This window comes from Shewanella frigidimarina NCIMB 400, from assembly GCF_000014705.1.
Taxonomy (GTDB): domain Bacteria; phylum Pseudomonadota; class Gammaproteobacteria; order Enterobacterales; family Shewanellaceae; genus Shewanella; species Shewanella frigidimarina.
On the sequence record NC_008345.1, the window covers coordinates 2,269,432 to 2,293,078 of the forward strand.

The 23,647-nt window shown below is 40.4% G+C and carries 16 protein-coding genes; 7 read left to right on the forward strand and 9 right to left on the reverse strand.

What is annotated here, in order from left to right; all coding sequences use genetic code 11:
* Window positions 1-177: 177 nt before the first annotated feature.
* The 3 genes from SFRI_RS09860 to dacB all read right to left on the reverse strand — a co-directional run bounded on the left by SFRI_RS09860 (window position 178) and on the right by dacB (window position 5,462).
* Window positions 178-1,539: a putative bifunctional diguanylate cyclase/phosphodiesterase gene (locus SFRI_RS09860; protein ID WP_244262867.1), complete on the reverse strand. Its 1,362-nt coding sequence runs from the start codon at window positions 1,537-1,539 to the stop codon at window positions 178-180.
* 633 nt (window positions 1,540-2,172) lie between these two features.
* Entirely contained in the window at window positions 2,173-3,585 is a 1,413-nt protein-coding gene (locus SFRI_RS09865) for a hypothetical protein (RefSeq protein ID WP_011637380.1), read from the reverse strand.
* A 269-nt stretch (window positions 3,586-3,854) separates the two neighbouring features.
* Window positions 3,855-5,462, reverse strand: coding sequence for a D-alanyl-D-alanine carboxypeptidase/D-alanyl-D-alanine endopeptidase (dacB, locus tag SFRI_RS09870; protein WP_167526093.1), 1,608 nt, complete (start codon window positions 5,460-5,462; stop codon window positions 3,855-3,857).
* Window positions 5,463-6,130: 668 nt separating this feature from the next.
* Between dacB and pssA the strand changes: the two genes are divergently transcribed.
* The 5 genes from pssA to SFRI_RS09895 all read left to right on the forward strand — a co-directional run bounded on the left by pssA (window position 6,131) and on the right by SFRI_RS09895 (window position 11,267).
* On the forward strand, window positions 6,131-7,471 hold the full coding sequence (gene pssA / locus SFRI_RS09875) for a CDP-diacylglycerol--serine O-phosphatidyltransferase (protein ID WP_011637382.1): 1,341 nt from the start codon (window positions 6,131-6,133) through the stop codon (window positions 7,469-7,471).
* Between the two features lie 71 nt (window positions 7,472-7,542).
* A complete protein-coding gene (locus SFRI_RS09880) occupies window positions 7,543-8,346 on the forward strand; it encodes a tRNA-uridine aminocarboxypropyltransferase (protein WP_011637383.1) in 804 nt (267 codons plus the stop codon).
* Between the two features lie 150 nt (window positions 8,347-8,496).
* Window positions 8,497-8,856, forward strand: a complete 360-nt coding sequence (locus SFRI_RS09885; RefSeq protein ID WP_011637384.1) for a hypothetical protein — start codon at window positions 8,497-8,499, stop codon at window positions 8,854-8,856.
* 129 nt (window positions 8,857-8,985) lie between these two features.
* On the forward strand, window positions 8,986-10,995 hold the full coding sequence (locus SFRI_RS09890; protein ID WP_011637385.1) for a RecQ family ATP-dependent DNA helicase: 2,010 nt from the start codon (window positions 8,986-8,988) through the stop codon (window positions 10,993-10,995).
* The gene (locus SFRI_RS09895) at window positions 10,992-11,267 is read left to right on the forward strand and encodes a hypothetical protein (protein ID WP_011637386.1); all 276 of its coding nucleotides are present in this window, start codon (window positions 10,992-10,994) and stop codon (window positions 11,265-11,267) included. The genes SFRI_RS09890 and SFRI_RS09895 overlap by 4 nt, the downstream gene beginning before the upstream one ends.
* Before the next feature lie 315 nt (window positions 11,268-11,582).
* Here the strand turns inward: SFRI_RS09895 and eco are convergent, their stop codons facing one another.
* Window positions 11,583-12,149, reverse strand: a complete 567-nt coding sequence (eco, locus tag SFRI_RS09900; protein ID WP_011637387.1) for a serine protease inhibitor ecotin — start codon at window positions 12,147-12,149, stop codon at window positions 11,583-11,585.
* A 410-nt stretch (window positions 12,150-12,559) separates the two neighbouring features.
* Between eco and SFRI_RS09905 the strand changes: the two genes are divergently transcribed.
* Window positions 12,560-13,582: a GGDEF domain-containing protein gene (locus SFRI_RS09905; protein WP_011637388.1), complete on the forward strand. Its 1,023-nt coding sequence runs from the start codon at window positions 12,560-12,562 to the stop codon at window positions 13,580-13,582.
* A gap of 164 nt (window positions 13,583-13,746) precedes the next feature.
* Here SFRI_RS09905 and SFRI_RS09910 read toward each other — a convergent pair whose 3' ends face one another.
* From SFRI_RS09910 to SFRI_RS09920, 3 genes are all read right to left on the reverse strand, one after another.
* Window positions 13,747-16,449, reverse strand: coding sequence for a bifunctional acetate--CoA ligase family protein/GNAT family N-acetyltransferase (locus SFRI_RS09910; RefSeq protein WP_011637389.1), 2,703 nt, complete (start codon window positions 16,447-16,449; stop codon window positions 13,747-13,749).
* A gap of 263 nt (window positions 16,450-16,712) precedes the next feature.
* Entirely contained in the window at window positions 16,713-19,898 is a 3,186-nt protein-coding gene (locus SFRI_RS09915; RefSeq protein ID WP_011637390.1) for an efflux RND transporter permease subunit, read from the reverse strand.
* A 5-nt stretch (window positions 19,899-19,903) separates the two neighbouring features.
* A complete protein-coding gene (locus tag SFRI_RS09920; RefSeq protein WP_011637391.1) occupies window positions 19,904-21,091 on the reverse strand; it encodes an efflux RND transporter periplasmic adaptor subunit in 1,188 nt (395 codons plus the stop codon).
* A gap of 179 nt (window positions 21,092-21,270) precedes the next feature.
* On the opposite strand from SFRI_RS09920, the gene SFRI_RS09925 reads away from it, so the two are divergent.
* Complete coding sequence (locus SFRI_RS09925; RefSeq protein WP_011637392.1) at window positions 21,271-21,831, forward strand: GNAT family N-acetyltransferase; 561 nt, start codon at window positions 21,271-21,273, stop codon at window positions 21,829-21,831.
* Window positions 21,832-21,895: 64 nt separating this feature from the next.
* On the opposite strand, the gene trxB is transcribed toward SFRI_RS09925, so the two are convergent.
* Both trxB and msrA read right to left on the reverse strand, forming a co-directional pair.
* On the reverse strand, window positions 21,896-22,849 hold the full coding sequence (trxB, locus tag SFRI_RS09930) for a thioredoxin-disulfide reductase (RefSeq protein ID WP_011637393.1): 954 nt from the start codon (window positions 22,847-22,849) through the stop codon (window positions 21,896-21,898).
* 201 nt (window positions 22,850-23,050) lie between these two features.
* Window positions 23,051-23,530: a peptide-methionine (S)-S-oxide reductase MsrA gene (gene msrA, locus SFRI_RS09935; protein WP_011637394.1), complete on the reverse strand. Its 480-nt coding sequence runs from the start codon at window positions 23,528-23,530 to the stop codon at window positions 23,051-23,053.
* Window positions 23,531-23,647: the final 117 nt, after the last annotated feature.

Consider the following 23,647-nt stretch of genomic DNA (forward strand, 5'->3'; position numbering starts at 1 on the left):
ATTGAGTTAACAGGCTAACTGACTGTGACTATGAATGAAAGCGACTTTTATTGGTCCAGCTAATCGGTTTTATTGATGAGTAAGATTAGTCACTTTAGCATTAAGGTTCGTTCAATAATCGAACAGTTGTTGATAGAGATTAGGCCAAAAGTTTAGTATTAGACATGATCCAAGTCATTAAAAGCTATTTTGATTGGCTACGGCGCTTACTGATTGTTGTTCTTGGATATAATTGGCAAAAGATGAAATGGGTATCGGTTTACTGTAGTAGTAACCTTGGGCAAGATCACAACCAAGTGATGCCAATAATGTTGCCGTTGCACTTCGTTCTACACCTTCTGCTACAACGTTACATTTCAAGTGCTTTGACAGAAATATTACCGATTTAACTATCGCCAAGTCAGCATCGCTATGATGAATACTGTTGATAAATGAGCCGTCAATTTTAATTTGGGTAACAGGAAGGTCTCGCAATAGTTCTAGTGAAGAAAACCCCGTGCCAAAATCATCAATACTGAATGTACCACCTGCGGCAGTAATCTGTGCCATGGCACCTTTAGCTTGCTCTACGTTGGTCATCATTGCGCTTTCGGTTATCTCAAACATTATCTTCTGCGATGAATGATTACCCTTAACAAGAGAAATACTTTTATTGACCAAATTGGGGTCTTGTAAATCTTTAGCTGATAAATTGAGGTGGATACAGAGAGATAGTCCTAAGGATTCAAAATGTTCAACATCCTTTGCAACTTGTTGCATAACCCAGTCGGTTATTTGGTTTATTAGGGTGGTTTGTTCCGCGATATGAATAAACACACTTGGCGGGGTGTAACTGCCATCTGGCCGAGGCCAGCGAATAAGCGCTTCAACACCATAAAGACGGTTGTTGCGTAAATTAATGATAGGTTGATACCAGAGTTCAAATTCTTGTTGTTCAATGGCACGTTTTAATGAAGCACTGATATTCATTTTTTCGGCAGCATTGTTTTCAAGAGTCAGGTCATAAATAGTGTATAAGGTGGCTAACTTCTTACTTGAGTACATTGCAATATCTGCTTGTTGTAATAGCAGACCTATTTCATTTGCAAGAATAGGAAAATGGCTTAAGCCAATGCTTGCACCAACAAGTAAATCGTAGTTTTCAATACAAAATGCTGATTCAAGTGCTAAATGGATTGTGTTAATGGTGTGTTGAAGGGGTTCTAATTCTACTTGGGTGACAATGACGGCAAACTCGTCTCCGCCTAGTCTAAATAACTGTGAATCATCGGGTAAATGTTCAGAGATGTTTTTACCGACTTCGATAAGCAATAAATCACCATAGTAATGGCCTAATGCATCGTTTACTTGCTTAAATCTGTTCAAATCAATCAGCAGTAGACTAAATGGCAGCCCAGCATTGACATGCTGGCTTAATGAATCCATTAAGTATTTTCTGTTAGGTAGGCCTGTTAAGCTATCGTGTAAAGCATTACTACGTTCATTAATGACCAATTTTTCGACTTTTACTAAACTCAATAAACTCAGTCGAGTGACCAAAACGACAAATCCTCCTCCACAGAACATAATGATGCAAAAAATGATATCAGATACAGCTAAATTTGATTGTTTACTCAGATAATAAAAAACGCCTAAATAGCCCAACACGAAAAAGAAGATCAACCCTCTCAATACTCGCCAGCCAGTATTATTGTCCTTAATACAAATTTTATTTACTGCTCTTAAACTAAAGACCAGCATGCCGAGTCCTAAAATAAGCATAGATAAAGCCAATATCTGCAACAATCGCTATTTCCTGTGGTTAGTAAGGGTGAACATTAAAAACGGACGAGCAGTCATTAATGATGGTATTAATTTAAATGTTAACGTGTGTGGTTAAGTCCGTGTGGGTAGCCTAGAGTCATTAACGGTAGCGCATTTAAATTTGATTACAGTACATTACATTAACTTTGAGTGAATAAAATGCAAATGAAAAAAATGGCTAACCTCATATAGGTTAGCCATTTAACAATAGTGTATTAACGAACTTTTTGCATAATGAAAGTAAAAAATGGAATCAATTGTTTAACCACTGATAAGTTATCATTTTTCACCTAATGCCTAATACTCAATCCCAGCGTAACTAACCAAGGCATGGTATCTTAGTTATCGTAAAAAGTTGCTCTATATTCATTAGCCGCGGTAACCAAATAATTTTTGTTCCATGATGGCTTTACTGACAGCTTCGGGGACGGCGCCAACCCATTCTCCTTGACCGCGACAAATTTGCTGTAAAATCTCTCGAGAAAAAATATTAAACAAATCTAGATTGCTTGATTCAATACTGGTGATAAAGCCGTTATCGAGCACATGGCGGAATAAATAACGCAAATTATTAGGCACGCTGACCGTGTTTAAGTCATTTAGCTCACCCTTTTCATCTCGTTCTGGGTAGACGAATAAACGCGTATTATCAGGAAATAACTTACCAAAAGCTTCGAGAATTCCGCCTTCCATCCCACGATAATATTCTTCATCAAAAATTTGTTTAATGTTAACAATACCCACCACAATGCCGATTTGCAATTGGGTGTACTGACGGAAATAAGCACGTAATGAGAAATAGCGGGTGTAATCAGAAATCATCACGTTATAGCCTAATAAATTAAGCAATTTAACCCGTTCCATAATGTCCTTTTCGGTCATATTGGCATCTTTACCGTGTAAGTCATTCAGTGATATTTCTGCGATTAATACGGTATTTTTATCAGTTACCCCTTCTAATGTCGAAAAGGCTTTGTAGCCTTGCTGGATCATATCAACATTAAGGTTGGTAACAGGTTTAAATGAACCTCGAATGGTTAACACGTTCTTTTTGTACAGCATATCGGCAGGTACCGCGACAGTGCCATCGGCTTTGAACATAATCGCGCGAGTTTTCCAGCTGCGAATAAGATGAATATTCTTTGCTTGATTGTCGACATCTTCAAAGTAGGGACCCTGAAAGTCAATACAGTCAATTTCAATACGATTGGCTTTCATGTTATCGGTTAACGAATCGATAATCATTTTTGGATCTTCAAAATAATAGTAGCTGGCGTAAATAAGGTTTACACCTAAAATACCTAGCGCTTGCTGCTGAGCTTCAGCGGTATCGTCAAACATGCGCACATGGACAATAATATTAGAAGGCTCTGCACCAGGGTACATTTGAATCCGCACACCACACCACGCATGGCATTCATTTTTACGATTAAAACTTTTAGCCGATACGGTTGTTGCGTAACTGAAATAACGTGATGATTTTGAACGAACGCCGCCGACACGATCGACAACAAGGTCAAACTCCTGCTCCATCATTGCTAATACGCGGGCTTTACTGACATAGCGTCCATCTTCTTGCACGCCGTAAATCGCGTCAGAAAACTTCATATCGTAGGCTGACATGGTTTTAGCTATTGTTCCCGCAGCGGCGCCAGCCACAAAAAAGTTACGTGCGACTTCTTGTCCGGCACCAATTTCGACAATGGTGCCGTACTTTTTTTCGTCTAGATTTAAACGAAGGGCTTTTTCTTTGGTGCCACGCGAACTCACTTGCTTATCCATATTATCTCCACACGATAAAATATTCATATCTTAAGGTTACGGCTAACAATGTTATAGCAAGTTGAAATATGCGCTAGTGCTGAAAGGAAAATTGTGTCGATATAATGATGATTTTACGTTATTTGTTACTTTATTGATGTTTAAAGTATCATTTTTACTCAGGTCACCGATGCTGGTGGCCATAATCGTTATTTTTAGATTATGCAGAAGATAGCAGCCACCGTTTTAGCAAAATATGGCTGCTATGGATATGCTATCTCTAGTACAGGTTATCTTGGGACATCCATCATGGTTTGCAAAAACACCGCCGAAAAAGGCGCTTTTTGTTGTTTTTTAATCTGCGGACTTAACCCATTTTCGAATAAAACAAATAAATAATCATGACCATTACTTACATTAACTCGTCCCGCTAAGTTTGCAATGCCCAGCATACTGCCAGTTTTAGCAAACACGTGGTTTTTCAACGGAGATTTATTGAAATAGCGTTTATAGCGCAAAGTACCACTTACACCAGATTGTGGTAACAACTCGAGTAAGAAGCGGTATTCAGGTTGTTGGTATAGGGTAGTAAGTACACTTAATACGTGTTCAGGCGTGAGTAAATTATAACGCGACAAACCAGAGCCATCAGCGATGTTTGCATTTGATAAATCGATGCCAATTGAATACAGAATGGTTTTCAATGCTTGGCCACTCCGGGCAAAGTCACTTGGTGCTTGATAATAAACCTCACCCAATTTTTTTAATAAACTGTCGGCAATTAAATTATCTGATTTGAGCAACATGGTTTCAAGTAACTGAGGCAAGGCTGCAGATTGGTGGCTGGCGATGACTTGTCTTTGAGCCATAAACTGCGCTTCTGTGTTCATTATGCTTGCTGTAATGGGTAGCTGATGCACAATACCTAAAGAAGCCAATTGTTTGGCTACGATCTGTTGCGCGTACAATTGTGGTTCGGTAATAGCTATTGCTAAAGGTAACGATTTAGCCCCGACATGACAGCCACTCAGATGATAGCGATTATTATCGAAACGACTTAACGTTAATTGACACTGTGGTACTGATTCCGTGAGGTATGCAGGAAGCACAACCGCATCAGTTAATGTCTGAACAGCGGGTTTAGCGACAGGTCGGTTGACAATTGGGGTGACAAAATAAGCATCATTGCTGATTTCAATGGGCCGATTTCCCATCATGGTGATGTTGGCCACTTTATTGTAGCCCGTTGTTGCTAATCGACCATAGACACAATTTTTATCAATGATGAAAGGCGATATTGGCGCCGCGTAGCAGATCCCTAAATCATCCCATACCCAACCAGGCGCCTGCAGTTGGCTATCTTGCTCGCTGGTTAATACAATATTCCCCGTAAGCTCAGTAATACCTAACTGACTTAAAGAGGCAAGTAACTGTCGCAAATCTTGGTATTTTAAGGTTGGATCGCCACTAAATTCTATGTAAATATCGCCAGAATATATGCCATTTTCAATCAAACTTTTATCCAGAGGTTGCTGGGCTAACGTGGTTAAGCGAGTTTGGTAAATAAAGTCTTTACCGAGTTGTTTAGTTGCAGCCAATGCGGTTAATAGTTTTTGAACACTTGCCGGCTGCATTAACGATTGATTGTTGTACTCAAATACTGTTTTTTGAGTCGTCATGTCCCACACTGTGATGCCTAGCTGTGAATGTGCTGGTTTTAGTAGCTGCAGCATATTATCAAGATACAATGCTGTAGGTTGCTGGTTAATATTATCGCTATTGATTGTTTGTTGCTGACTCAGTGCTACCTGGCTGGGGACTTCTGCTGCGAGCGATACATTGGGCAGGCTTGAGGTAATAAATGCTCCTAGCAGACATAAAGCTTGAGTGAACCGCAAAGATGGTTGTTTATGAAAGAAACGAGGCTGGGGGAGACAAAAAAGAATGGAATTCATAAAAGCCTATAACAAGAGTTCAGTAACGATAGGTTATGTTAGCTGATGATATCCTTGTCTGATACGCATTTGATGATTTTTGGTTATATTTCCTTATTTATGATTATGTAAATTGGTGTTTACTTCATTACCATTGGTGTTTTAGTTGGCTAGTTAGCAAGCAATCTTGCTTTATTGCGCAAATTAACAACAAAAAAGCGTACTAAAACCGCCGTTAAGTGAGAAAAATCTTGCTCATCACCTTGTTAGTCGGTAATTTCTATCAGCTTAACAGAACGCCAAGCTCGCTCACTCTGTCAGATTTAGATGCCTAAGAGCTGCAATAGTACAATTTTACAGCATGTTGTGGCGTGATATAAGTTGATTAGAGCGGATAGACTGACCAGGATAAACCATCTAACAATGATATTTATTATTGCAAAGGTTATCTCGTTAACACTATCGATATTGCGTTATAAGAAACATCATCAATTGAGGTTGAAGTTACTTATTCCCTCAATTTATCAGTAAACATGGCATGTGTTACTTGCTAAACAGTTGAACAGCGTACTTACAATTACAATATATCGCTGTGATGTTTTTTAAATTTGATCCCATTACTGATTATCGTAATGGCCACCCATTTTAAGGAGGATGCCTTGCTGGATAAGCTAGGTGGTATTGCCCTAAATGCAGATGCTGTGTCTTGGTTGCTTAAGCCAAAAGATTTTAAGCAAGCCTTACTTACTAAAATTGCATCGGCAACATCTTCAATTTACATCGCAGCATTATATGTTGAAGATGATGAAGCTGGCCGTGAGGTATTACAGGCGTTATTAGACGCAAAAAACCAAAACCCACAATTAGATATCAAAGTGTTAGTTGATTATCATCGTGCACGCCGAGGCCTAATAGGTCAAAAGGGTGACAGTGGTAACTATATTTTATATCGTCAATTAATGGATCAAGCATCGCACCCGTTTGATATTGTCGGTGTACCGGTAAAGTCTCGCGAATTTATGGGTGTACTGCATCTTAAAGGTTTTATCATTGACGACACTGTTATTTACAGTGGTGCGAGTATTAACAACATTTATTTACACGAGCAAGAAAAATACCGTTTCGATAGATACCATGTTATCGATTGTCCTGAACTAGCACGCAGTATGCGTGACATGATAAAGCAGGATATTGTTAGCGATCCTGCCGTGAGTGTTTTAAGTCAAGCGGCAGACAATGAAGATAACCCTGAAAAGAACGATGTAAAAAGTTTTAAACATCGTCTATCACAGGCGCGTTATCAGTATACCTCTACAACAGTGGGTAATCGTGTTACGCCATTGATGGGTTTAGGTAGAAAAAACAACGAATTAAATGACACTATTGTTAAGTTGGTTGATTCGTCGACTAAAGAGTTGTTTATTTGTACGCCTTATTTCAACCCGCCGACAATTTTAACTCGTGCATTAGCAAGACATCTGCGTGATGGCAAAAAAATTGATATTGTTGTCGGTGATAAAACGGCGAATGACTTCTACATTCCGCCGGATCAAGATTTTTCAACGATTGGTGCGTTGCCGTACATGTACGAGCAATCACTGCGTAAATTTGCCAAAAATCAGCAATGGGCTATTGAGAACGGACAACTGAATATTCATCTATGGAAAGATGGTATTAACAGTTTTCATTTGAAGGGCATCAGCGCCGATAATAGAAAACATCTGATAACAGGTTCGAATCTAAACCCACGAGCGTGGGCATTGGATTTAGAAAATGGCTTATTATTGCATGATGAGTCAGGATGCTGGAAAGAGTCGTTTATCCAGGAGCAGCAATATATCTTGCTACACACTGAGCGATTATTCCATTACAGCCAAATTGATACTTTGCAGAAATACCCTAAACCGGTGAAAAAAATCATGAATCGAATTCGCCGTTTAAAAGCAGACTTTTTATTACGCCGTATTCTATAATTTCCTCCTAATGCATTTATCAGTTCATCACCAATATTGGTGATGAACTTTTTTCATCTCAGAGTTGCCAAATGTCAGAACTGCCGAGCAAACCCACTAAAGCGCCAATTCATGCAGTTCACCGTTTGCATGAACATCGAAAATCCTTGTCGACGAAGCCTTTTGGCGCGCGAGGAAAGAAGCTTGTTAGATGCAATTTGTGCCTCTTGGGTGAATTATTTTGCACCTGCAAACATCGTCAATACTTAAACACCAATACCAGTTTTATGTTGATTATGTATAACGATGAAGTGTTGAAACCAACCAATAGTGGTAGGTTAATTGCCGACTTAATTCCTGACACTCATGCGTTTTTATGGACTCGAACCGAGACAGACACTGCAATGTTGGCCTTATTATCTAATCCAACATATCAACCCTTTTTAGTGTTCCCACAACAATATATTGAGAACGATCAAGTCGTCGTTGAGCAAATAACGGCCACTTCATTAACCACTGAGCAGGGCATAACTAAAATACCTTTGTTGGTGATGCTTGATGGTAGTTGGCGTGAAGCCATTAAAATGTACCGTAAAAGCCCGTATTTACAGCAAATGCCAGTGCTTTCATTTGCACCAGAAACTTTAGCAACTTACGCTCTTCGTAAAGGCAGTCATGATTTTCAACTGGGCACGGCAGAAGTCGCGGCAATGGCATTAACCGCAGCTCAAGAGCCTCAAAATGGTTTAGCATTATCGACTTGGTTTGACTTATTCGTAGAATCTTCATTGCTTGGGCGTAACCGTCGAGCAAAAGAAACCTTAACGCCTATTGCTGAGTTTATTAATGCTTTTAAACAAGCATTAAAAGCCAGTCATGAGTGCGCTGAAAAATAGCTTAGTCGGCGCCAAACGGTTGCATATTTTGCTAAATTACGCGATGCTAACTGAACCCCAGTGGTGTTAGTTATTGCTATGAGGTTACAAGATTTACTTAGGTAACATTCTAATCAACAGGATTTTATTAAGGACCGTTTCGTACACATTATGGAAGAGTTGATAAACAGTGCTAGAGAGATAAATACTAAAAAATTAGTTGTTTTGTGTCGTCTTGAACCCGGTTGTTTAGGGCCCGATGGTGCTGAGCATATCAACACCTTTTGCCAAATAGCCGAGCGAGCATTAGTAAACTTAAATGCTGATGTGTGTCATTGGTTTCTTGCGCCTCGCTTAGACAAAAGCTTAGTAGAAATTCAATACAGTCTTGCAGGTAAAGTGTTGTCTCGTGACAAAGCGGTTAAGTTTATTGGTTCTTTCGATCAAGATCTTGATGACATAGAAGAGCGTTTTGAAGATAAGTTGACCCAATTGATTAATCAATATATTGCCCGTAAACGGCAAACGTAGGTCATGTGTTTTACATTCCTTTCATAGCACTTTAGACCGTATGTTAACTATTCCCATAGTGCTAAGGCTTGCCGTTTTATCAATTATCGTATAATCCTATGTTGTTTGGGGTTAACAACAGGATTTTATATGACTCCCTCACCATATAGCGACGCAGCAACTTCTGAAGCCGCTTCAAAGTTTTTCGATCAACAGACGCTATATCAATTGTTACAGCAACAATTTGGTTTTACTGAGTTCAGAGAAGGCCAACAAGCGGTTATTGAAACCATTTTGGCAGGTCATTCTGCATTAGCGATATTTCCTACCGGTTCAGGTAAGTCCTTGTGTTATCAGTTTTGTGCCCAACAGTTACCCAATCTAACCTTAGTTATTTCGCCGTTGTTGGCTTTAATGAAAGATCAGCTGGCATTTTTAGCGAGTAAAGGCATCGCCGCGGCCAGTATTGATTCAAGTTTAACTTATGATCAAACACAACAAGTGATGCGTGATGTACGAGATCAACGTACGCGAATTTTGATGGTATCAGTTGAACGTTTTAAAAATGAACGTTTTAGGCAATTTCTTAAATCAGTACCGATTTCGTTGCTGGTGGTTGATGAAGCGCATTGTATTTCAGAATGGGGGCACAATTTCAGGCCTGATTATTTAAAAATTCCACAATATTGCCAAGAATTTTCAATCCCTCAAAGTTTGTTATTAACCGCAACGGCAACTGAACAAGTAAAACTGGATATGGCCAAGCGTTTTGGTTTATTAGCGGAGCAGGTAATACAAACCGGTTTTTATCGCCCGAATTTAGATTTGTCGGTTGTCGCGGTTAATCAGCAACAAAAGCTCACTCAACTCGCGCTTACCGTAAAACACTATACTGGTGCTGGCATAGTGTATGTAACTCTACAACAAACTGCTGAGGACGTTGCTGCACACTTAATCCGTCAGGGGATAAATGCTGCAGCGTACCATGCAGGTATGGAGCAGACGGTTAGACAACATATTCAACAACAATTTATGCAGAATCACATTCAAGTGATTGTGGCGACGATTGCTTTTGGTATGGGCATTGATAAATCAGATATTCGATTTGTTATCCATTTTGATTTACCAAAGTCGATTGAAAATTACAGCCAAGAAATCGGTCGAGCAGGACGTGATGGTTTGCTAGCTCATTGTGTGACGTTAGCAAATTTAGATGGATTAAATACTGTTGAAAATTTTGTTTACGGCGATACGCCAGAAGCAGATAATATAGGTCAATTATTAGGCATTATTGCATCTGAAACCGAAAATGGTCGCTGGGAGGTACAAGAAACGCCATTATCTACAGCATGTAACATTCGTTCATTGCCTTTGAAAACGTTATTTGTGCAGTTAGAACTATTAGGCGTGATCCGTCCAAGCTATGCTTATTTTGCTGAATTTAAATATCGGTTTGTGGAAGACCAGCAAGCCATCCTGAGTCGATTTAACGATCAGCGCCAGCAATTCTTGAGTCAGGTATTTGCCCATACACAGTTTAAAAAGGTGTGGGGGCAACTGGATTTTGACAGTTTATATCAACAACATGGTTGTGAACGACAACGAGTTGTTGCGGCATTAGACTATTTAGCTGAACAGAATTTGATAATTCTTGAGACAAAAAAAATCACTCAAGTGTATGATGTACAACAGCAGGCATTAGCGACACCGCAGCAATTACAACAATTGACCCAGCAACTCAGTCAATATTTTAGTGAGAATGAACATAAAGAGATTGTGCGGATTGGTAAGCTAGTCGATTTTTTTGAACTTGATCGTTGTTTAAGTGCAAATTTAGCTCACTATTTTGATGACCACTCGGTGCCACAAGAATGTGGCCACTGCAGCGTTTGTCGTGGGCAAATTGCCGTCTTATCCAAACAGGCTGTGGCTCCGTTACCAGACTCGGCCACAGTGACAACATTGCTCGAACCGTTAATGTTAGTGGCTCGAGCAAAATCGTTACCCACTCCAACCATTGCTACGCAGGCTAAATTTCTTGCTGGTATGATAATGCCAATGTTTAGTCGTTTGAAAGTTAAACAATTAGATGGCTTTGGACGTTTTAGTGCTTATCGATATCAAGATATTCTGGATACTGTTAAGAAGGTAAATTCATGAAACCGGTTCCTAAAATACTGTTAGAGCGACACGGTGAGTTAATACAAAGTGAAGGCGTGACGGTGGTGTCCCATATTCAACGGCAAGTTGGAGAGTGGGTGGTTCAAACGTTAATGATTAAAGATTGCGATGTGCCATTTAAATACAAGCGACCTCAACGTTTCAAGAGTTTGTTAGACCATAAAGTCAATTTGATTTACTACCCGGCAAAAGAAGTCGTGGGCGGATTTGAAATTGAAATAATGCAAGTGGTCAGGGTTCGCCGTTACTAAATCGAGTTGATTAAGCTCAGCACACGAGTGTCTCGGTGTGCTGAGTGTTAATAGTGGATCATTTTAACGTTTCCCAATGTTATCCAATTATTGATGAGCCATTTTCATATCACCTTTTCCAACCAAGGCAATACCGCCGCTTAGCCATTGTAATCGTTGAGTGTCAATCTACACTACTCACTGGCATTACTCTTGCCGCAGCCTCCCACATTGGCCGTTAGATAGGGGTCAACTAACTCAAATGAAATAGCCAAAAAATTTCAACGAATTAGCAAGCTATCCCAAGTATAAGTACAAGCCCTGTGGGTCCCAATGCTACTGGCCACTAAACTCAAATTCGCTCACTGTTTTCCACACTCTATAGCGTAATTCGGTGCCTTCTGGCAAATAGAACACTTTTGGTTGACGGCTGTCATAGCGTAACGTCATGGCTTCATTAAGCACAATAAACTCAGCTGATTTGGCGTTAGTGCACATCATTTTGGTTGTCGGACCTTGCATCACCTTATCTACTTGGTAATAGACATATCCCCAACCAGCTAGCGATATTTTGTCAATTTCACCGATGAGTTTAGTCTTATTACAATCGACAATTTTATTTTGGCCTATTTGCACTTCAAGCATGTAATCTTGCTCATCATTTAGTGCTGGTAGGGTTAATACATGTTGGACCATTCCCTCTGTGGGGGCAGGATACATTTTACTAGCTTCTTGCGGCTTATATTGACTGACATCCATAACCGTACTATTGATTTTTAGGGTGTTCAGATAATTATTGTCAACGGGACTGGTTGCTCTGGTTCCAAATGAGATAACACTAGCAAAGATGACAGTAACCGTCATCGCGATTTTTATGGTATCAGTAACACTGAGAGGTTTCATATTCTGTCCTTATAAAAATGCATGTAACGCTACCTCTATAAAATAGCATTGTATTTGTGGTTACCAGCTCAAAAGGTTATTGATTTTTAATGTGTACTTACTGTCAATTGAACTCCAAACAAGGGAGTAAATGGTCTTTTAACATACCAATTGCACTGTTAATAAAAGTCATGGCAGGTTTGATATCAACTCATTCAGTTTGAATGTAGATTATTCCTCTTTATCCCATAGTAAGCGTGGTTTGTTTAGTGTAAACGATGCTTGATATGGAAAGGGTTAAATGAATATATTTTATTTACGCTAGTTTATTGTGCAACAGAAACATCAATAATTGAGTTTAGTTCATAAGTATGACATAACATACTGATAACCTTTGACACATTGTATTTATTAATAAGGTATCGTCTTCGATGCATAATACCCAAAATCTAGAACAAACCTCGCATATACTGCATTTAGCGTTACCTAAAATGGCGACCTTATCGATTCCTGTTACGCCAGAAAACTATGCTATTTGGTTTGATTATTTTGCTGAGAGGAACCTTAATTTAAAACGCGCAATTGACGGTTTAATTGCTAATGGTGTTCAATTTACTCCCGAAGTTAATTTAGGCTTATACAATCGATTTATTGAAGAGCAATCACCAGAAGTTATTGAGAACGTACAAATCGAAACTCAAATCCTGATTAACAGCTTACTAAATAAGATTGAGCAGTTAAATGTTGGCACTGAATCATTTTCAACTAACCTCAATGAATTTGGTGAAAAGCTACAAACAAATCCTAATACTGATGAACTTAATCTTATTGTTGGCTCTATCATCGCCGAAGTTGACCAAGTCATTGCTAATAATCATCAAATGTCTGCAAGTCTTGAATCATTATCGGATGAAATTGCCAACCTTAAAGACGAAATGGAAAATTTGAGTAAAGTGGCTATGACGGATGAACTCACATCGTTAAAAAACCGCCGCTCCTATGAATTGTTTGCCGCGGAGCAGATGACCAAGTTTGTCGACACTCAAACAGTATGCAGTTTGTTGATGATAGACATCGATAATTTCAAGATGTTTAATGATACTTTTGGACACTTAATTGGTGATAAAGTGTTGGCTTATGTGGCTTTAGCCATGAAGCATACCGTTAAAGGCGATGATTTGGTTGCCCGCTATGGTGGTGAAGAGTTTGTGGTAATGTTGCCCAATGCCAAGCTTATTGATGCCGTTAATGTGGCTGAAAAAATACGTGAAAGAATTGCATTAAAACAGCTTTCTATTGGCAAAGAAAAGAAACAGAACCTGGGCCATATTACCGTTTCTATTGGTGTGGCCACTATTCAAACGGGTGATGATGTAGATACCTTATTATCGCGTGCTGACGAACAACTTTATATTGCCAAAGCCGCTGGTAAAAATTGCGTCAAGTTTGGTTAATCACTCGTAGTGGTTGTACTGTGTTATTAGCATTTGTTTTGCTTATTCGCTGATACTAAGGTTTGATTTAACACCGTTAAACCCACAATGAATCAACTTCTATATGTTTAGTCATGTGGGCTTATGTTTACCTGCAGTTGATTACATTTAATACAACCAAAATGTTATTGCGCTTTTGGTTGTAAATCCATGTGCATCTTTATCAAATGTTCTTCCATATCAAATGATACGGTAAACCCAAGTGACTTGGCGAGGTTGGCCATACTGCGGTTTTCAAACATGGTAAAGCCCGTTAAATACAGTGTATTGTTGGTTTTATAGTAAGCAATCAGTTTTTCCAGTAATAACTTGCCTAAGCCAATCCCTTGATAATTACTGCGAACAGCCATAGCAAACTCAGCTTCGGTATTATCAGGGTCGATAGACGCTCTCACAGCCCCTAACGTTAGCTCTTCACCATCCTCTGTCATTGTCGTCGCAATAAACGCCATCTCACGCGAATAATCAATTTGCGTTAAAACTGCCATTTCTTCATGGGTCATTCGTGAGCGCACCCCAAAATAGCGTTTGTATCTGTCTTCATCACTTAATGAATTATCAAAATCTAAGTGCTTAGGTTCATCTTCTGGCAAGATGGGACGCAACATTATCTCGAGTCCATTTTTCAGCGTGGTAGTTTGTTCTAATTCTTTTGGGTAGGGCAAAATGGCCAGACGGTTAATGTTGTCTTGCGGGGTGGCATGAAGACGCATATTGACGTCTAATAAGGTGATTATTTCCCCCGCGGCCAACACAGGATTAATGTCTACTTCGGCAATTTCAGGACAATCAATAATTAAGTGAGATATTTGCGTCAGCATCACGCATAAAGCATTCATGTCGAGACCAAGTGGCAAATGACGGTCTCGCAACTTATGGGTTTTAAGTGCTTGAATCACCATATAGCGAGCCAGTGCCATGTTTAATGGTGGCAGTGCAACCGCGGCATCGCGTGTTGGGTCCCATTCAGAGCCACCTTCACCTAAACAGATTGCTGGACCAAATACTGGGTCATTAATTACCGATACTCTAATCTCTTGAGCACCTGCGGTTAACGCCATTTTTTGAATAATTAATCCATCAATTTTGGCCGAAGGGTTAATTTGATGAACCCTGTCAATAATAGAGTGGGCGGCGTGACTAACATCTTCATCAGAAGCTAAATTTAACACTACGCCGTGCACATCTGATTTATAGAGTAGGTCTGGTGATTGCACTTTTAACGCTACAGGATAACCCACTTGGTTGGCGACATTAACCGCTTCATCAACATCTTTTACAAAGCGGGTTTCAATGGTGTTGAGTCCGTAAGCCCGCAAAATATCCACAGCTTGATGTGTTTCAACCACTGTTTGACCATTATCCAAGGCGCGTTGCAGCAATAGCCGTGCAGCTTTGCTGTCAGTCGGAATATTATCGGGTATTGACTGCGGTACTTCTTGGAGTAACTTTTGGTTACGACGATATTCGACCATGTGCATAAATGCTCTCACGGCACCCTCAGGGGTTCGATAGGTCGGAATGCCTGCTTTGGTAAATCGTTTACGGGCCAAATAAGCTGAGTCTTCACCGCTCCAATTGGTGAGCATATTGATTCGATTGCGATTAGGGTGTTGATTGATAGTGTCGATAATACTGTTAGCGATTTCAACACTTTCACCTAATATCGATGGCGAATGTAGCACCAAAATAGTGTCAGTATCGTTACTGCTCATGAGCACTTTTAATGTATCTGCGTAGCGTTGGCTGTCTGAATCACCAATCATGTCGATAGGATTTTGTCGTGACCATGTACTGGGTAAAATAGCATTCAGTTCTGTCACGGTTTTTTCTGACAATTGTGCCAGTTTGCCACCTTTAATAATCAACTCATCCGCAGCCAAGACTGCAGGGCCGCCGCCATTACTCATAATAACTAATCGTTCACCTTTTAATGGGGTTGAATGAGCAAGGCTTTCTACTGCAGCAAATAATTCAATTAAATCGTTTACTCTTAACATACCGGCACGTCTAAAAGCGGCTTCATAAACGGCATCGTTACCGCCAATACCACCAGTATGGAGCATTGCAGCTTGTACTCCTTCACGGCTGCGCCCTGATTTAATCACAAAGATGGGTTTATTGCGTGAGGCAGCGCGGGCGGCTGATAAAAAGTGACGTTTTTCGTTAATGGAATCGATATACAGCATGATAGCGCTGGTTTTACTGTCGCGGCCCAAATAATCGAGTAATTCGTCAAAGTCGATATCGGTGGCATCGCCGAGTGAAATAAACGACGAAAAGCCAATACCTTTATTGTTAGCCCAATCGAGGACTGTGGTGCAAATAGCAGCCGATTGCGACACAAATGCAATTTTGCCGACGTTGGCTCCTGCGTGCGCTAAACTGGCATTGAGCCCTATAGGCGGTAAAATCATTCCTAAACTATTGGGGCCTAATAAACGCATACCGTATCGTTTCGCATACTGTTTGGTGAGTTCCAGTAAATTATTACCTTGCTCGTCAGTTTGCGATGCCATGCCAGAAGCCATAATAATCGCAACTTTGCAGCCAAATTGAGCCAAACGTTCAACAATACTGGGCACTTTCAGGGCGTTGGTACAAATTATAGCTAAATCAGGTTTGATCGGTAATGCTTCAATATTGGGGTAAGCCAATACGCCCATTACTGCGGTGTATTTGGGTGTCACAGGCATTATTGGACCAGAAAAACCGCCTGATAGCAGGTTTTTCATCACTGCTTTACCTGCGCGTTTATTGCCGTTAGATGCGCCAATGACTGCCACAGAAGTGGGTTTAAAGAGTGCATTAATACTGCGTTGACTCATAAAGTGTGACCTTAGCTGGCTGGCAATAAACAAGGTAGTTAGCGCTAGATTAGCATATTATTTTATCGAATAACGATAAAGAGATTATTTTAACGGACGGACTATTTTGTGAATAAAACCAATTACTCACTTAATCTTTGAACATCGATTATCACATCATAAAAAACCATCGATAGAGTCGATTTATAAGTGTTGTCTCGAACATAAAAAATGCAATAAAAAAGGGCCATTTAGGCCCTTTTTTATTGTAGTTGTAATTGCTTTTAATGCTGTTCGGTTGCTGGTATCGCAGACGAAGGAGCAGGGACGTAAATATTGATGACCTTGCGGATCAATGCTTTACCGTCTTCAATTGCAATATATAAACATGGAATAAGACATAAAGTTACCACAGTCGCAAATAATACTCCGAACGCTAATGAAACCGCCATTGGGATCACCATTTGAGCTTGCATACTGGTCTCAGCCATAATCGGCACTAAACCCATGAATGTTGTTAATGACGTTAGCATGATAGCCCTAAAGCGACGGCAACCGGCATTGAGAACGGCTTGTTTCATCGGCACACCGGCTTTGCGTGAGTTATTGACATAATCCACCATCACCAACGAGTCATTCACCACAACACCAGCCGCGGCAATAATACCGAACATCGATAGTACACTTAAATCGATACCTAAAATGATGTGGCCCATTACGGAACCAATAACCCCAAACGGGATCACAGACATGATCATCACAGGCTGAATATATGAGCGTAGTGGAATAGCTAACAAGCTATAAATCAGCAATAACGATAAGATAAAGTCACGCATTTGTGTATCTGCGCTGTCTAATTGCTCTTGAATACTACCAGACACTTCACTGTGTACCCGCGGATACTTAATCAATAACTCAGGCATAAAGTTATCACGGATATCTTTAGCTAACTTAAACGGTTCAGTTTGATCTGCATCTACATTGGCCCACACATTAATGGTACGGTTACCATTTTCGCGGCGGATACTGTTAACGCCTTGAACCACCATTATTTCAGCCACTTCAGATAGCGGTAATTCTGCACCTTGTGGGGTGTTAATCATCACATCTTGTACCAGTGCGATTGAATTACGTTGCTCTTCAGGGTAGCGAAGCATCACTTTTATTTCTTCACCATTACGAATAATACGTTGTGCTTCAAGACCGTAAAAGCTGTTGCCCACCTGTGAGGCGATATTGGCTAAGGTTAAACCCAATGCATTGGCCAACGGCTTTAGCTGAAACTGCACTTCTTTGGCACTTGATTGACGGCTGTCGTTTACGTCACTGACGCCTTTAAGTGAATTTAGTTTGGCTTTTAGGGCTAATGACGCTGCCACTAACTGACTTTCATCTTTACCTTCGAGTCTAAAGCTAATGTCGCCATCTTCACGACCTCCGCCCATTAAACTGTCTTGAATGCTAAACGATTTAACTCCTGGAATTTGTGGCATTGCTTTACGCCATAAGTCTGCTAAAGCAAAGGTATCCATTGGTCTAAGTGATGGGTCGACCAATTTAGTCATCACTTCTGCTGTTGTTTGCCCTTTAAGATCGACTTGCATGTCAGAAATCATTTTCTGGCCATATTGCTGTTCAATCTTTTTATCAACATCATATAAAGTCTGCTCTATGGCCAGTGCGGCCGCGAGTGTCGATTTTTCTGATGCATCAACGTTCATTTCAACGGTGACTCTTGGAAAGTCGTGTGGAATTTTTGGTTGACCGATAAAACGAACCAAACCGCCCATATAAAGCCCAACACAGATCAAAATCAAGCTGATAAACAACATGATAACCGCGTAACGATACTCAACCGCTAATTCAAGGGAAGGGCGATAGACAGACTTAATAAATTTCGTTAAGCCGCGATCAATTTTACCTTGAACAAAATTAACGCCGTTACGCAGCCAATCTAATGGATTTTTTGAACCTGGTTTAACAATGGTAGGCTTTTTCATGTGCGCCAAATGCGCAGGCAAAATCAATTTAGATTCTATTAATGAAAATAATAAACATAAAATAACAACAAAACCAATAGCCTGCCCAAATGCAGATGATGGACCGTCGTCCATGGTTATTGGTAGAAAAGCGGCTATCGTGGTCAATACACCAAAGGTTGCTGGCATGGCGACTTTTTTAACCCCACGAATAACGCTGTCAATACTTTGGCCGTGTTCTTCTGATTCGCTGTGGGCACTTTCGCCCATCACAATGGCATCATCGACCACGATCCCCAGCACTAAGATAAAGGCGAACAAGCTGATAACGTTAATGGTGACATCAAAAAATGCCATTGGCATAAACAATAATGTACCTAGAAAACACACCGGTAGTCCCATCATCACCCAAAAAGCCAATCGAACTCGCAAGAATAAGGCCAGCATGATAAACACTAATATCGCACCACTTTTCATGCTGTCGAGCATCAGTTGTAAACGGCCATCCAAGTAGTAAGTCATGTCTACCCAAGGTTCAAGTTTTACACCTTGTGGTAATATTTTTTGCTGTTTATCGACAAAGCTATTAATGGTATCCGCCACATCGGTAATACTTTGATTTTTACCCGCACCAATGAAGAAGGTAACTGAGTTTTTACCATTAAATTTAGAGTATTGAATGCCTTCTTCAAAGCCATCATTTACGCTGGCAATATCACCCAATAAAATCTTGGTACCATCATCTAATGTTAGTAAAGGCAGTTGTTCAAACTCGTAACCCACATAGGCTTGATTCTGAACGCGTAAATTGATGTAACCATTTTCTGCTTTGATTTGGCCAGCCGACATATTGCGTGAATAGCCACGAACGGCCTCAGCGACATCGTTAAATGTGATCCCAAACTCACGTAAACGGTCTTTACTGACTTCAATGCCAATTTCATAACTTAAGCCGCTATAATATTCGCTAATGTTGACACCAGGCAATTGCATGATTTCATCATTAATGCGCTCGCCTAAATCTTTGAGTTGCTTTTGGTTTAAGTCACCATAAAGGCTTAAATACATTACTTCTTGGCGAAATTTAATCCGTTCAACTTTAGGGGGCTCCATGCCACCAGGAAACGTTGAGATCGAGTCAATTTCAGACTTAACCTCTTCAAGTACGACTTGTGGGTCATATGAGTCTTCAACCTGAAAATATCCCTGCGCTATATTACGATTTGAATAGGTAATAACCCTTTTTAATCCTTGAACGCTTTCTAAGGCTTGTTCAATTTTAATGGTAATGCCTTCTTCCACTTCTTGTGGTGCAGTACCTGGGTAAACGGCGCTAAATTGAATCCAGTTAACTTCAACAGCAGGGAAGAATTGCTTACGGATTGTATTGGCGGTCAACAGACCACCGAGTATGATAATGATCATCAACAAGTTTGCAGCTACGCTATTGCGGGCAAACCAGGCGATAATTCCTTTGTTAGTATCGTCCATGATGTTTATTTACCTTCCATCGCAAGTTCAGTTTTTTCTGTTTCTACTGACTCATCTTGTAAGATTTTATCTTCAGGCAAAGCGAGTTGCATACCTTCTAGCGGGTAATCAAGCGCTGATGTAATAACTTGCACGCCTGATTCAATACCTTCTGAAATCACGACATTCGCGCCTTCTTGGCGAATAATGTTAACAGGTTTATAACGTAAGGTTTTGTCGCTATCCATCACGGCAACTAAACCATTTACAATCAAATGACGCGGAATAATGGCCACATTACCGGCATTACTGCCTTCAACATAGGCGGTAACATAGGTGCCAAATCGTAATTCATTTTTATCGCTATTGAGTCCGTATGGGTCGTCTATTTCGGCAACCAGGTATGTCATGCGGCTTTTGCTGTCGACCACGCCTTCACTGCGAACAATTTTTCCTATCCACTCTTGTTTGCTTCCAGCAAAGTTACCCACTAATCGTACCTCAGCATGAGTGCCTTTTTGATCTAAATATTGCATTTCTTTATCGGCAAGCGGTAAGCGGATTTCTGCTGTATCAGTATTGTAAACATGACCAATTTTACTGCCAGTGGTGACGTATGCACCTAAACCGATTTCACGGCTGGAAATCAGTGCATCATACGGCGCGCGGATAACCGTACGCTCTAAATCACGTTGTGCACGTAATAAACCCGCTTCAGCACTTTTTAGTTTGGCTAATTCTTGTGCTAATTGTGGCTTGCGTAAACTGAGATCGGTTGGCTTACTGCTGGTTATCTCGGCCCATTCTCGTAAGGCGACTTCCGCATTGGCTCGTTCTTGCACCATGTTTGCTTTAGATGAGGCTATGTTTGCTTGAGCATCCAATAAACCTGCTTCATAGTCACTGGGATCAATTTTAGCTAGAACATCACCTTTTTTAACAAAGCCACCCTTGACGAATTTATCGGCTAAATAAATAATTTCACCGCTGACTTGTGCGACGAGTTCGGTGTCGTATTTTGCCGCGACAACACCGTATGAACTGACTGAGAAGGTCATCGGTTTATATTCAAGTGCTTCAACCGACACTAAAGGGGTGGTATCAACTGCAGGCTTTTCTTCAGGCGGTTTTTTTAGTGCAGCAATCCCAACTAAACCGGCTATTCCAATACCTAATACTATGATGGGTAATATTATTTGTTTTTTAGTAGCCACAATGCTTCCTTTTTATAATCCGATATTTTTGCAGTAAGTTCATTTCATACCGCCAATAGTCTTTTTTCTACTGTATATGTTAATCGATATGTTTAGGATTTGTTGTTTCATTGTGTAAACTTGTGTGTCAACTACTAGCATGTGAACTCATGATATAAAACCTTTAGGGAACAGATATTGTGCAGATTGAAAACACCTCTAGATTACAGCTGTCATTAATGACCCTTAATGACAGCGCGCTATTATTTGAATTAGACCAAGATGAACGAGTCATGCACTTTCTCAACGGCGGTAATAAAACCACTCAGCATCAGATAGATACGATCATGTTGCCTAGATTGGCTCAATATTTAAATCCGTCAAAAGGGTGGGGATTATGGAAAGTCCATGCGCTCGATTGTGACGAAAATGCCCAGCATGGGTTAAGCGGCGAGTATTTAGGCTGGGTATTAGTCAGGCCGATGCACTTTTTCACCCAAGCACAACCGCATAACTTGGAGTTAGGTTGGCGTTTTAAGCATATCAGTTGGGGCAAAGGCTACGCGACAGAAGCAGCTAAAGCGGTTATGGATGCTGTCAGTGAGCCTGATGACGTGACTCATGTCAGTGCCGTTGCTGTAGAGGACAATCTTGCCTCAATTGCGATTATGAAAAAACTCGGTATGACGTTTCAACATAAAAGTATTCACCGCGATCCTTTAGGCGATACTGAAGCAGTGTTTTATCAAAAAGCGGTGTAATGTTTTTTAAGGCAATAAAAAAGAGCAGCCTGAGCTGCTCTTTTGTTGTATCACATCCAGTAGATTACTTTTTTGCGTCTAAATAACGCTCAGCATCAAGTGCTGCCATACAACCTGTACCGGCTGAAGTGATTGCTTGACGGTAATGTTGATCCATTACGTCGCCACAAGCATAAACACCTTCGATGCTAGTTTGTGTTGCATTGCCTTGTAAACCACTGTTTACTTGTAAGTAACCGTGATTCATTTCTAATTGACCAGCAAAAATACCAGTATTAGGGCTGTGACCGATAGCAACAAATACACCAGCGACTTCTAAATCTGTCACTGAACCATCTTTAGTGCTTTTCTTTTTAAGACCCGTCACACCCATATCGTTACCAGTGACTTCTTCAAGTGTTTGGTCAAGATGTAAAATGATATTACCGTTAGCGACTTTGTCCATTAAGCGGTTAATCAAAATCTTTTCTGAACGGAAGCTGTCACGACGGTGAATTAAGTGAACTTCAGATGCAATATTACTTAAGTAAAGTGCTTCTTCAACAGCAGTATTACCACCACCAATCACCGCAACTTTTTGGTTACGATAAAAGAAACCGTCACATGTAGCGCAGGCAGAAACACCGCGGCCCATAAATGCTTCTTCAGATGGAAGACCTAAGTATTTAGCAGATGCACCAGTGGCAATAATTAATGCATCACAGGTAAATTCGCCATTGTCGCCTTTTAAACGGAAAGGGCGCTCAGTTAGGGTCACTTCATTGATATGATCGAAAATAATTTCGGTATCAAACTTTTCAGCGTGTTTTTGCATGCGATCCATTAATGCTGGACCAGTTAAGTCTTCAGCATCGCCTGGCCAGTTTTCCACTTCAGTTGTGGTTGTTAATTGACCACCTTGCTGCATGCCTGTGATCATCACAGGATTTAAATTTGCACGCGCTGCATAAACAGCAGCGGTATAGCCGGCAGGGCCAGAACCTAAAATTAGTAGGTTAACGTGACGAGCTTCACTCATGATTTTGTTCTCCGATAACATGCCTTAAGCAATTTGCATGGGATTGTATGGAATTTACCTCTGCGGGTAAAGTGAAGTTGAGTGTAGGAAATCGATTGGGGTTATCTATTGTGTAAATATTCCGTTTCAAGTGAGGTAATGGTGCACATTAGCTTGCTTGAAACGGTTACTTGTCGCTCTATACTGTTTGCTAGCGTAGGTTTAGTAAACCAAATGACAAGTTGGTAAATTATTTTTTTCTAAATAATTCTGATGGTATTCTTCGGCAATGTGGAATGTTTGTATCGGTACAATTTCAGTCACAATATGACGCTGCCCCCATTTACCACTGCGTGCTAACGCCAGTTTAGAGCTTTCAGCTTGGGCTTTTTGCTCTTTATCGTGGAAAAAAATCGTACTGCGATATTGTGTGCCAATGTCGCCGCCCTGCATATTCAGCATGGTTGGGTTGTGGTTTTTCCAAAAAGTGTCCAACAAGTCGTTGTAACTGACGACTTCTGGATCAAACTCAACTTGCACCACTTCTGCATGACCAGTGGAACCCGTCTTCACTTCTTTATATGTCGTCGCACTGTCTTTGCCACCCATGTAGCCACACGTTGCGTTACTGACGCCGTTAATTTCACGGAAAAAATATTCAACACCCCAAAAACAGCCTGCACCAAATGTTGCTAACGCCATGACAAACCCTTAAAACAAATTATAGAAGTCTAGATGGCTGTAATTGTGTTGAATATCGACAATATTTGCAAGCAAACTTTTATTAATAAATAAATCTAAGTTATGCCACCAATAAAA